This window comes from Pseudomonas sp. Irchel s3h17, from assembly GCF_900187505.1.
In the GTDB taxonomy this organism is placed as follows: Bacteria; Pseudomonadota; Gammaproteobacteria; order Pseudomonadales; family Pseudomonadaceae; genus Aquipseudomonas.
Genome location: NZ_FYDL01000001.1, coordinates 131,771 through 143,872, shown reverse-complemented (window position 1 = coordinate 143,872; position 12,102 = coordinate 131,771). Strand labels below are relative to the sequence as shown.

Annotated in this window: 7 protein-coding genes; all 7 read right to left on the bottom strand. The window is 64.4% G+C overall.

All coding sequences use genetic code 11. The features are described from left to right. Positions 1 to 51: 51 nt before the first annotated feature. A complete protein-coding gene (locus CKW25_RS00630; protein ID WP_095077100.1) occupies positions 52 to 1,119 on the bottom strand; it encodes an autotransporter outer membrane beta-barrel domain-containing protein in 1,068 nt (355 codons plus the stop codon). 312 nt (positions 1,120 to 1,431) lie between these two features. Further along, positions 1,432 to 2,220, bottom strand: a complete 789-nt coding sequence (locus CKW25_RS00625) for an endonuclease/exonuclease/phosphatase family protein (RefSeq protein WP_095077099.1) — start codon at positions 2,218 to 2,220, stop codon at positions 1,432 to 1,434. 446 nt (positions 2,221 to 2,666) lie between these two features. Continuing rightward, entirely contained in the window at positions 2,667 to 4,826 is a 2,160-nt protein-coding gene (gene glgX / locus CKW25_RS00615; protein ID WP_095077097.1) for a glycogen debranching protein GlgX, read from the bottom strand. A 291-nt stretch (positions 4,827 to 5,117) separates the two neighbouring features. Further along, positions 5,118 to 5,405, bottom strand: a complete 288-nt coding sequence (locus CKW25_RS00610) for a DUF2934 domain-containing protein (RefSeq protein WP_095077096.1) — start codon at positions 5,403 to 5,405, stop codon at positions 5,118 to 5,120. A 21-nt stretch (positions 5,406 to 5,426) separates the two neighbouring features. After that, the gene (locus CKW25_RS00605) at positions 5,427 to 8,213 is read right to left on the bottom strand and encodes a malto-oligosyltrehalose synthase (RefSeq protein ID WP_095077095.1); all 2,787 of its coding nucleotides are present in this window, start codon (positions 8,211 to 8,213) and stop codon (positions 5,427 to 5,429) included. Further along, the gene (gene malQ, locus CKW25_RS00600) at positions 8,210 to 10,291 is read right to left on the bottom strand and encodes a 4-alpha-glucanotransferase (protein ID WP_095077094.1); all 2,082 of its coding nucleotides are present in this window, start codon (positions 10,289 to 10,291) and stop codon (positions 8,210 to 8,212) included. Before malQ ends, CKW25_RS00605 begins: the two co-directional genes overlap by 4 nt. Next, complete coding sequence (gene treZ, locus CKW25_RS00595) at positions 10,288 to 12,093, bottom strand: malto-oligosyltrehalose trehalohydrolase (protein ID WP_095077093.1); 1,806 nt, start codon at positions 12,091 to 12,093, stop codon at positions 10,288 to 10,290. Before treZ ends, malQ begins: the two co-directional genes overlap by 4 nt. Positions 12,094 to 12,102 lie beyond the last annotated feature (9 nt).

Here is a 12,102-nt window from a genome sequence, read left to right as displayed (position 1 = left end):
CGCGGGCCCTGCCGGCATCCAGGATGACCGGCAGGACCGGGCGGTGCCGGTTCACCAGCGCATCCGCACGCCAAGACTGCCGATCAACCCGTTCAGGTCGTTGTCGTCCACGTCACTGCTGTAGTCGGCGCTGACGTACAGGCTGACGGTCGGCGAGACTTTGGCCACCAGCCCAAAACCCAGTTCCACCATGGATGAGTTGCGACTGCTGCTGATCTTGTCGACCTGGTCCAGGGTGACCGCGGCGCTGGTGTTGACGGTGTGCCACAGGTTGGTGCGCACGTAGGGTTCGACCGGCAGGCCATTGATGTCGTAACTACCTTTCAAGCGTGCACCGACGCGGCCGCTCCAGGAATTCAGGTCACTGGAGGGGGCATCGTTGCCGGTGTTGCTGGCCTCCAGGCTGATGCGCTGGTTGATCAATTGTGCCTGGGGTTCAATCACCCAGTTCTTGCTGATGCCAATGGGGAATCCACCCTCGACCGACAAGGTCACTGCCCGGCCTTCGGTGGCTTGGCGGTCACCCTGGCTGTTGCGACTGTAGCCGCTGACCCGGCCACCGCTGGCGGTCAAGTCCACGTGCCAGCCGCTGGCACCGGTCAGGCTCCAGTAGGCGCCCAGGTTTTCGCCTGCGACGTTGAGGCTGTCGGTGTGCGGGTTGGCCAGTGCCGGGCCGATCAGCGTGCCGCTGCTGTTGCCCTGGATCTGTTGGGCTCCACCCACCAGTCCCATGCGCTGCGTGCTGCCGCCATTGCCATGCACGGTCAAGAGCGCGGGGCTCTTGACGCTCGGATGGCCGGCGGTGCTGGAAAACTGCGAATTGAGTACATCCTGCTCAGCCTGGCGGGCAGGTTCGCCGTACACCCGTTGCCAGGCGGCCGGGGCCGCCTGCTCGATGGTCAGAAGCTGGTTTTCAAGGCCGGGTTGGCGAATGAAGTGCCCGCCCTGCGGCACGTCAGGGGCGGGGAACGCGAACGTTGGGACATCCTGCCGATACCAGGGAGTCGCCTCGTCTTCGGCGGACGACGCCTGAACCTCCATGGAGGTACACAGCAGTAGCGAAGTCGAAACGGTGTACAGGGTCAGTTTGAATTCGTGGTGGCGGAGTGAAGTGGTCATGGAGGTCTACCTTGCAATCGCATGCTGTCTCTCGTCTTGGTGTCCCTCCTACCCCGAATGAGGGGCGACCGATTTCATTGGGGCAAACCCTGGCGGCCCGTGGTGACGGGTTGTCGAGGCCTGCCCCAGGGAGATACTTCCGGGGGTAGTAAGGACTAGCTAAGAAGACCCGAGGCTCCGCGTCAAGAAATTGAACGATGAGCGGTACGACAAAATTAGGTGATGTAAACGACTGAAAATTGACGAATCCATAAGCCGTTGTTTATCCAAAAAATCATCCGCCGAGCGTTGATTTCACGCCTTTCGTCGGGTTCACAGATGAACCTCGACTGCTAACGGCAGGTGGTCGGACAGGTGGGTCCAGGGCTTGCTGCCGAGGATTTTCGGCTCGTGACTGTTGGCATTGCGCAGGTAAATGCGGTCCAGGCGCAGCAGCGGAAACCGCGCCGGGTAGGTTTTGGCGGGGCGCCCATGATGGCGCTCGAAGGCTTCGTGCAGGTCGTCGCGCCGGGCCAGGGTGAGGTTGCCCTGAAGCTGCCAGTCATTGAAATCGCCGGCGATGATCACCGGCGCATCGCCCGGCAGCGACTCAAGCAACTGACAGAGCAGGGCCAGCTGCAACTGACGGTGGCTTTCCCGCAGGCTCAGGTGCACGCAGATCGCATGCACCTCGGCGTGCCCCGGTACATCGAGCACGCAATGCAACAACCCGCGACGTTCGGGGCCGGTGATGGACACGTCCAGATTGCGGTAATGACGGATCGGGTAGCGGGACAGCAGGGCATTGCCGTGATGACCGTCGGGGTAGACCGCGTTGCGTCCGTAGGCAAAGTCGCTCCACATGCTGTCGGCGAGAAACTCGTACTGCGAGGTCGATGGCCAGTTGCTGTGGCGCGCCGCGTGGCGATCATGCTCGCCCAGCACCTCTTGCAGGAACACCAGGTCGGCCGCGGTGCTGCGCACGGCCTCACGCAGCTCTGGAAGGATGAAACGCCGGTTGAGGGCGGTAAACCCCTTGTGGGTGTTGACGGTGAGCACCCGGAGTCGATGGGTCGCCGTCGAGGCCGCGGGGGCCGATTGCTGTTCTGAGTCGGGGCTCACGTTCACTCCTCGAAATCCGCAACAGGGTATCCATGCGACCGATGCAGTGGCCGGCAGTTCAGCCAGGGGCGCGCGGCCGTGTCGTCGCGCGCAGTGATCACCCAGGCACGCACGCAGGCATAGAGGAGGGAACGGGGACGGATGAATGCACTGTGCTCTGCTTGCGGGGGCGGGTTGCAGAGGGGGCCAGGCAACAGGCGGTCGACGAGAGGGGTAGGGCTCATGGTCATACGTCCTTGTACGGGGTGGTCATCTGTCGTACCCGCCTTGCTGGCTACGTCCTGGCGACAGATCGGGTGGCACTCGTTGTACCGGGGTTCAGCGATCCTGACCCTGGACTGCCGCACGTTGAGTATTGTCCATGCCCTGCGGTTCGTCGCCCCCGCCTGCATGCAGGTCAGTATTTTTTCAAGGACTGTACTGGGTGCGACCCGAGGGGTAGGGTTTCACTCATCCTCCTCGCGTTGCAGTTCGAACAGCAGCAGCGAGCGGCCGGTCACGGCGTACGGGTGATCGAAAGCGAAGCGTTCCTGGCCACGAATCGAGGGTTGGTGGGTGTCGACCAGGCAGGTCCAGAATCCACCGTCAGGCACTTCGGGCAGGCAAAAGTCGACGATGTCGTGGTGGGCGTTGACCACCAGCAGCAAGGTGGCATCGGCCCCCTTGCGACGGATGCCGGTTTCCTGGGCGCGACCGTCAAGCAGTATGCCCAGGCAGCGACCGTGGCTGTCCTGCCATTGTTCGGTCGACATCTCGCTACCATCGGGTGCCAGCCAGGTCACGTCCTTGACGCCGATGTCCTCGTTGTAGCTGCCGACCAGGAATCGCCCCCGGCGCAGGATCGGGTAGCTCAGGCGCAGCTTGATCAGGCGCTTGACGAACTTGAGCAAGGCCTTGCCGTCGTCGCTCAGGTCCCAGTTGACCCAGCCGATCTCGCTGTCCTGGCAGTAGGCATTGTTATTGCCGTGCTGGGTCCGGGCGAACTCATCGCCAGCCACCAGCATCGGCGTGCCTTGGGCCAGGAGCAGGGTGGCGAAGAAGTTGCGCATCTGCCGCTGGCGCAGTGCGTTGATCCCGGGGTTGTCGGTCGGGCCTTCGACGCCGTGGTTCCAGGACAGGTTGTGCTGGCTGCCGTCCTGATTGTTTTCGTCGTTGGCTTCGTTGTGTTTGTCGTTGTAGGAGACCAGGTCATTGAGGGTGAAGCCGTCGTGCGCGGTGATGAAGTTGACCGAGGAGTAGGGCCGCCGACCGCGCTGGTTGAACATTTCCCCGGAGGCGGTCATGCGCGCCGCAAAATCGGCGAGCTGGCCATCGTCACCTTTCCAGAATGCGCGCACGGTGTCGCGGAAGCGATCGTTCCATTCCACCCAACCGGGTGGAAAGCCGCCGACCTGATAGCCGCCGGGGCCACAGTCCCAAGGCTCGGCGATCAGTTTGACCTGGCGCAGGAGCGGGTCCTGTCGACAGGCGACGAGGAAGCTGTGGCGCTCGTCGAAGCCGTCGTGATAGCGGCCAAGGATGGTGGCCAGATCGAAGCGAAAGCCATCGACGTGCATCTCCCCGGCCCAGTAGCGCAAGGAGTCGGTGACCATCTGCAGCACGCAGGGATGGCTCAGGTCCAGGGTGTTGCCGGTACCGGAGTCGTTGATGTAGAAGCGTTTGTCATCGGGTTTCAAGCGGTAGTACGAGACGTTGTCGATCCCGCGCATGGACAGGGTCGGGCCTTGTTCGTTGCCTTCGGCGGTGTGGTTGTAGACCACGTCCAGGATCACTTCCAGATTGGCGTCGTGCAGGTGCGCGACCATTTCCTTGAACTCGGCAATCTTGCCGCTGGCCAGGTAGCGCGGGTCGGGGGCAAAAAACGCGATGCTGTTGTAGCCCCAGTAATTGGTCATGCCTTTGTGCAGCAGGTGCTGGTCGTTGACGAAGGCATGGATCGGCAACAACTCCACCGATGACACCCCCAGCTTGCGGATGTGCTCCAGCAGGTCGTCGACCATCAGCCCGGCGAACGTCCCGCGCAGTGCTTGCGGCACCGCCGGATGGCGCATGCTGATGCCTCGCACGTGAGTCTCATAAATGATCGTTTTGTCCCACGGCACGTTGACCCGGTGATCGCGGCCCCAGGTGTGCGCGGGGTCGATCACCTTGCACTTGGGTACAAAGGGCGCGCTGTCCCGTTCATCGAAGCTGAGGTCGGCGTCAGGATGGCCGATGGTGTAGCCAAACAAGGCTTCGGACCATTTCAGCTGGCCCACCAGTTGCTTGGCGTAAGGGTCGATCAACAGCTTGTGGGGGTTGAAGCGATGGCCGTTCTGCGGGTCGTACGGCCCATGCACCCGATAGCCGTAGATCAGCCCGGGATGGACGTCGGGCAGGTAGCCGTGAAAGATTTCGTCGGTGTATTCCGGCAGTTCGATGCGCTCGAGCTCGACCTCGCCGGCATCGTCGAACAGGCAGAGTTCGACCTTGGTGGCGTTGGCCGAGAAGATCGCGAAGTTGACCCCCAGGCCGTCCCAGGTGGCACCCAGCGGAAAAGGCAGGCCTTCACGGATGCGCGTGGCCTCGACATGGGGTTCGGCGGTGGTCGTAGTGGGCGTGGTCATGAAGACTCCTGCGGCTTGGCATCGACGTGGGCCGATTCGCGGGTAATACGGTTCCGTTGAGAAACGCTTGAGGCGAGTGAGAGGCCCGTGGCGAGCGAGCTTGCTCGCGCCGGGGCGCGAAGCGCACCCAATAAAGCGACTGCGGTCTTTCAGAACGAACTCGGCGCAAGCTTTTGGGGCTGCTGTGCAACCCAGCGCGAGCAAGCTCGCTCGCCACCGGGGATGTATTGAGCAACCCTATCCTTAACTCAACAGCATTGCGATGCGCGGGCGGTGTTCCAGAGGCGACCTTCAACTGGCCGGCTTGCGCGGCGCCCGGGGCTTTTTTGGCGCGACGCTCTTTTCACCTGGCGTGGCGGCCGCCGCGCTTTTGGCCTTGGTCCCGGTCCCGGCCTTGGTCGCCGGGGATTTGCCAGTCGCTGCCTTGGCCGGCTTTACCGATTTGGCGGGTGCCAGGGCTTCGGCCTCGGCCAGTTTGCAGGCCATGTCCCAATGGCGGGCTTCCTGACCTTCGGGTTTCCCTTCGGACTCCCAGATCTGATAGGCAAATTCACGAATGCGTTTGTCATCGGTACTCATCGCAATACTCCTGAGTTGGGCTCAAGGCTGGATTAACAGATTGACCGGAAAGTCACCCAGTGCCGCACTGATCAGTAGTTCCGTGGGGTGTGTGACTTCAGGTGTTGAAAAAAGTCCCTTCAGTGTTTCACCGCGCAGGGTGAACGGTAGTTTGACCCGGGTGTCGCCCCAGAGCGGGGCAGCGACCTTGGGTTCGGCACTGCTTTCCAGCAGCGTGGCAACCTGTATCGGTACCAGCACAATCGCCCATTGCCCCCGGTCCTCGCGGGCAAAGGCCAGTACCCGTCGGGCCTGGCTGCCCAGCACCGGCAAGGGCACATAGCGTCCGCGTCGGAACAGCTGCGGATAATCGGCGCGCAAGGCCAGGGTACGAGCGATCAACGCCTGCTTGATGTGGCCGTCGCGCCAGGTGTCCAGCAGCACCCGGGGCGGGGCCATGGTGGCCAGCGCGGCCTGACGTTCCTTGAAGTCCACCGGCCGACGATTGTCCGGGTCCACCAGGCTGAAGTCCCAGAATTCGTTACCCTGATACAGGTCCGGCACCCCTGGCGCGGTCATGCGCAGCAAGGTTTGCGCCAACCCGTTGAGTGCGCCGGCGCAGGCAATCGTCTGCGCGGCCTCGGCGATCGCGGTGCGCAATGCCAGGCCTCGCGGTGCGAGCAGCAGTGTCTCGATAAAGGTCCGGGCGGCCTGCTCACAGGGCTCATTGGCGGCGCTCCAGCTGCTTTGCAACTTGGCTTCGCGCAGGGCCTTTTGTTGCCACTGGCACAGGCGTTCGCAATAGCCTGTCAGGCCGGCGAGGTCGTCTGCGCGTAGTCCAAGAGGCCAGCTGGCGAGCATCGTCTGGTAGAGGATCAGTTCATCGCCAGCCGAGGGGGCGAGCGGGTCGGTGCGCAAGGCCTGGGCGTGCGGGCGCCAGGCATGGACCTGTCCGGCATACCAGGTGCTGAGCTCACTGAGTACAGCCAGTCGCGCGCGGCTGTCTTCGCCGCGTTTGTGGTCATGGGTGGCGGTGGTCAGCAGGTTGTCGGGAAACGCCTCGAGGCGTTGCTGGCAGGCGGTATGGAAATCGCTGGCCGGCGCACTGAATTGTTCGCTGTTGAAGCCGACATCGTTGCGCGACAGCAGCACGCCCCAGCGATAGAGCGCGGTGTCCTCCACGGCTTTGGCCGCAGTGGGTGAGGTCAGTTGCTGGAAGCGCACGCAGGCGTGCTTGAGGATCTTGCGCTGACGGCCCACCGCTCGCTTGCGCCAGGGCTGGCCGCCCAGCCATAGCGCAATATTATCGAGTACCGGCCAGTCGGCTTCACTCAAGGCCTGGCGTGCGCCGGTCATGGCTTTCTGGAAAAAAACCTCATCCTCGGTCGAGCGCCCGAGCGGCCCAATGTACGTGCGGTACACCGGGAAATGCACGATCAACGCCTGCAGGGCCCGTCGAATGGCGCCCAGGGTCAGGTCGCGGCTCATGACGTCATCCCGGGCCACTTGCAGCAGGGCCTGGGCGACACTTTCACAGTCGCCGGCCAGCGAGCCGTTGAGGATTTGCTGGCGAGCCAACTGGGCCTCTTCGATAAAGGCCGGCGGCCGTTCGCTGTGGCGCTGCCACAATTGAGCCAGGGGCTGCGCGCCTTGGGGGGTGTGTTGCAGCAGCGACAGCTGATTCATGAATTCATAACCGGTACTGCCATCGACCTTCCAGTCGCGACGCAGGGTTTCGCCGGCGCCGAGGATTTTCTCGACGTAGAGGGGGATGTGCCGCCCGGGCGCAAGCGCGTCGACCCGGCGCCTGAGCTTGCGGCAGTAACCCCGTGGGTCGGCGAGGCCGTCAATGTGGTCGATGCGCAAGCCATCCACCAGGCCGCTGGCGATCAGCTCGAAGACCTTGGCGTGGGTGGCCTCGAACACGGCCGGGCGCTCGACCCTCAGCGCACCCAGCTCATTGATGTCGAAGAAGCGTCGCCAGTTGATGTCGTCGGCGGCGGTTCGCCAGCTGGCCAGGCGATAGCTCTGCCGTTCCAGCAGGGTGTGCAGGCGCTGGAAGCCCTCCGGCTGGCGGGCGTCATGCAGGGCCAGGTTGAACGCGATGCAGCGCGCGATCCCGGGCCGTCGGGCCAGTGTCGCCAGCGCTTGGTGCAAGGGGTCGGCGAGGGCGCGGGCGTCGGTCTGGTAACGCAGGGTGGTGAACTGGTCGGCCAGGGCCTTTAGGGGTTCGGTCTGGTCGGCGCTCAGTGCATCGTCGGGCTTGAGCAGCAGGGCGTAGTCGGTGGGGCAGATCGGGAAACGGTGTTGAGCGTACTGGCCATGGAAACGCCCTTGTCCAGGATCAAATTGCAGCGCCAGGGTACCGTCCTGCAAGGCGATGCCGTAATCGCTGCCCAGAAACGGCAGCAATAGTTGACCTTCGAGCAAGGGGTCCGGAGAGTGCCACTGGATGTCGAAGAATTCGCCGTAGGGGCTGAGCCGCCCCCACTCCAGCAGATCGAGCCACCAGGGATTGTCCGCGCCGCCGACGGCCATGTGATTGGACACGAGGTCCAGCACCAGGCCCATGTGCCTGGCGCGCAGGGCCTGCACCAGGCGCCGCAACGCGGCCTCGCCGCCCAGTTCGGGATTGACCCGGCCGGGGTCGACCACATCGTAGCCGTGCGGCGAACCGCTGCGCGCACACAGCAGTGGCGAGGCGTACAGATGGCTGATACCCAGGTCGCTGAAGTACGGCACCAGCGGCACCGCGTCATCCAGGGTGAAGCCGCGATGAAACTGCAACCGGAGGGTTGCCCTTGGCGGTGGGGTGTGCCCCTGGGTCATTGATCACGCTCAACGGCCTGCTGGCGAGCACAGGCGAGCATCTCCAGGCGTCGCGCAACGTCGGTATCGTCCAGCAGTTTTTCGCTGTCCACCGGCAAGCGCCGGCACCAGTTCGGGTGGCTGTCGTGAGTGCCAGGCAAGTTGGCCTGTTCATCAAGCCCCAGTGCATCTTCCAGGGGCAGCAGCACCAGGGGCGCGCGGGTATGCCCGAGGAAGCGTGTGCTGGCATCGAGCACTTGATCGGTCTCCAGGGCTTCCTCGCGGAAGTTCTGTGGGTCCTGGCTCAGTACGCCGCGCAGGCCGTCGCGTTCGCGCTGGCGGTGTGCGCGCCATTGCCGCTCGCCTTGCTCATCGGTCAGCCCCAGGCGGGCGCTCCATTCGATGTCGCGGCCATGCCACCAGCCGTTGAGCGTTGGCAGGTCGTGGGTGCTGGTGGTGGCCAGCGCGGTGTCGGGCCAGTCGAGAATGGGGCGAAAGCGCGCGCCGTGGTCCTGCTCGAACAGCAGCACACGCATGCCCAGGATCGAGCGCGCGCTGAGTTTCTCCCGCAGGCCGTCGGGTACGGTGCCCAGGTCTTCACCGAGGACGATTGCCTGGTGCCGATGGGATTCGAGTGTCAGCAAGCGCAGCAGGTCGTCCACCGGGTAGTACAGGTAGGCGCCTTCACTGGGCGGCGCGCCCAAGGGGATCACCCACAATCGTTGCAGGCCCATCACATGGTCGATGCGCAACCCTCCGGCGTGGGCGAAGTTTGCCCGCAGCATTTCGATGAACGCACGAAAGCCGTTACGCACCAGCCCTTCGGGAGAAAACGCGGAAATCCCCCAGCCTTGACCGGTGCGGTTGAGAATATCCGGCGGCGCGCCGACCGTGAGCGAGGCCAGCAATTCGTCCTGGCGGCTCCAGGCCTGGCTGCCGCCCCCGTCGGCGCCCACCGCCAGGTCGGCGATCAGGCCAATACCCATGCCACTGTTGCGGGCCACGTTTTGCGCCCGTTGCAGGCAGCGGGCGATCAGCCATTGGCAAAAGGCGTAGTAGCCGATGCGCCCGGCGTTTTGTTCGGCAAAGGCGGCCAGTTCGGCACTGCGCGGGTTGCGCCAGGGGGACGGCCATTGTCGCCAGTCGAGGCTTTCACCGCGGGCGGCACACACCTCCTGGAGGGCCTCGAAGCGGCAGTGGTTTTCCAGGGCTTCGCCACCGCTGTGGCGAAAACTGCCGAAGTCGGCGTGCAACGGGTGTTCGCCTTGGGTGAACCCGTCGTACAGCGCTTGCAGCACTTGTTGCCTGGCCTTGGCCGCCGCCGGCCAGTCGATCAGTGGCTGGTTCTCCAGGCGCTTGAGTTCGTCCGCCAGTTCGGTGGCGTCAATGGCCATGCGCAGCGCGCGTTCGCCGAGGATCTCGCCGGGCGCGGCATACAGGCTATTGAGGAACAACCGGCTGGAGGGCGAGTAAGGGCTATAGCGCTGCGGGTCGTTGCTGAACATCGCGTGTATCGGGCTGATCGCCAGGGCCTCGGTGCCCCGTTCGCCAGCAACCCGGGCGAGGTTCTCCAAGGCCTGTGTGTCGCCGATACCGCCGTCGCCAGGGCGTCGTAATGCATACAACTGTACGCTCAAGCCCCAGGCCCGAGGTGTCGGACTGTCCACCGCCGCCGCCACGCTATGGCAGTGCAAGGGGGCCACGGCGAGGGTGAAGGCATGCCCGGCAATGCTGACATCCTGATACCCCACAGGGATCAGTCCTGGCAGGACGGCATCGTCGTCGAGCCTGAGGTGGAGGGTTGCGCCGTCTTCCAGGCGAATTTCACAGGGCGTGCAGGGCGCAAAGTAGCGCGCGAGGTCGAGTCCGCGCCCCACATCGACGGTCATCAGCGGCGGCAAGTGCGTGCGGTCCTGGGCCTGCTGCAAGGCTTGCAGGCTGGCGTCGATTTCCTGGGCGCTGCCGGCCGGGTGCCCAAGCCCGGTGAGGACGGCCCGCATCACCGATGGCGCGACTTTTTGCGGCCGGCCATTGGCGTCGATCCAGTCCACTGCCAGGCCGGCGCGGCTGGCGAGGATTTCCAGTTGGGCGTCACTCATGGGCGCTCTCCAGTAGGGGATGGCAATGCAGTGCCCGCCGTCAGGCTGACCACCGCGCAATGGGGCGCCAGGGTGCCCTGTTGCAGCTGTTCGAAGGTATGGGGAGGGTAGTCGAAGATCAACCGGGCATGGGCGGGCGGCAGATGGGCAACCCCGGTACGCCCCAGGTTCACGTCAATGCACAGCAGGCTGCCATCGCCCAATTGCCAGCGGGCGCTGAGGGCGCCGGTTCCCAGTACCGTGGTCTCCAGGGCCCGGGCGCCGGGCAGGCGCGGGATGATTTCCCGGTGGCGGATGCGCAGCAGTTGTCGATAGAGCTCATGGGTGGCGCGCCGGGATCTGGATGGCCCCGGGGTCAAGGTCGGACGCGAGCCGAGAAAGGTCGGCGGGGCGTTCGGATCGGGAATCCGGGCGCGGCGATGGGGATCGGCGAACGCGGTGAAGGCGGCGAACTCGTTGCGTCGGCCCTCACGCACCCGTTCGGCCAGTTCGCCCTGGTGGCTGGTAAAAAACAGGAAGGGTTCGGCGGCGGCCACTTCGTCGCCCATGAACAACAGTGGAATCATAGGCGACAGCAACACCAGCACCGTAGTCGCCTGCAGTGCCTGCGGGGCGCTCAACTGGTGCAGGCGTTCGCCAAAGGCCCGATTGCCGATCTGGTCATGGTTCTGCAGAAACAGCACAAAGGCGCTGGGGGGCAGATGGGCGCTGGGCTCGCCACGGGGCTGGCCGTGGCGATTGAGGTGGCCCTGATAGACAAATCCCTGGCTCAGGCAGCGGGCCAGTTGTTCGGTGGGCTGCTCGGCAAAGTCGGCGTAGTAGGCGTCGGTTTCGCCAGTCAGCAGGACGTGCAGGGCATTGTGGCCATCATCGTTCCATTGGGCGTCGAAACCCTGCTCCAGCAGGCTGGCCTGGTTGTGTTCGTTTTCCACGGTGAGCCAGACGTGACGGGGCGGTTCGACCTGCTGGCGCACCCGGGACGCGAGTTCCTGCAGAAAGTCCGGATCCTCGATGGCATGCACCGCGTCCAGGCGCAGGCCGTCGAAGCGGTACTCCAACAGCCACATCAGTGCATTGTCGATAAAGAAGTCGCGCACCTGGCGCCGGCGAAAATCGATGGCCGCGCCCCAGGGGGTCTGCCGGTCTTCGCGAAAAAAGCCCTTGGCATAGCGGGGCAGGTAGTTGCCATCCGGGCCGAAGTGGTTGTAGACGACGTCGAGCATCACCACCAGGCCCAGGCCGTGGGCGGTATCGATCAAGTGCTTGAGGTCTTCGGGCGAACCATAGGATGACTGTGGCGCGTAGGGCAGCACGCCGTCGTAGCCCCAGTTACGCTCGCCGGGAAATTGTGCCAGCGGCATCAGCTCGATGGCCGTGACGCCCAACTCCACCCAGTGCGGCAAATAGCGTTCGACCTCGGCAAATCCGCCCAGCAGGCCGACGTGCAGTTCGTAGATCACCGCCTCGTGCCAGGGCCGGCCTTGCCAATCCGGGTGCCGCCAGTGGTAGGCGAGGGGGTCGACCACCACACTGGGAGACTCCGGGCCCGCGACCTGGGCCCGTGATGCAGGGTCTGGCACGTCCAGCTCGCCATCGATGTTGAAGCGGTAGCGGGTGCCTGCCGGGCACCGGGTGTCGGTCACGAACCAGCCGTTCTCCCGGGGCCGCAGGGGCAAGGATTGCCCCGTGGCAAACTCGACACTGACATGAAAAGCATCGGGCGCCCACAACGCAAAGCGGGTGCGCCCGGCATCCAGCATGACGGCGCCGTGGGGCCAGGTTTGCAGAGTCCGTAACGGCATTCGAGGACC

Coding starts and splice junctions, on each gene's coding strand:
- CKW25_RS00630 (WP_095077100.1), bottom strand. CDS start 1,119: ATGACCACTTCACTCCGCCACCACGAATTCAAACTGACCCTGTACACC.
- glgX (WP_095077097.1), bottom strand. CDS start 4,826: ATGACCACGCCCACTACGACCACCGCCGAACCCCATGTCGAGGCCACG.
- CKW25_RS00610 (WP_095077096.1), bottom strand. CDS start 5,405: ATGAGTACCGATGACAAACGCATTCGTGAATTTGCCTATCAGATCTGG.
- CKW25_RS00605 (WP_095077095.1), bottom strand. CDS start 8,213: ATGACCCAGGGGCACACCCCACCGCCAAGGGCAACCCTCCGGTTGCAG.
- malQ (WP_095077094.1), bottom strand. CDS start 10,291: ATGAGTGACGCCCAACTGGAAATCCTCGCCAGCCGCGCCGGCCTGGCA.
- treZ (WP_095077093.1), bottom strand. CDS start 12,093: ATGCCGTTACGGACTCTGCAAACCTGGCCCCACGGCGCCGTCATGCTG.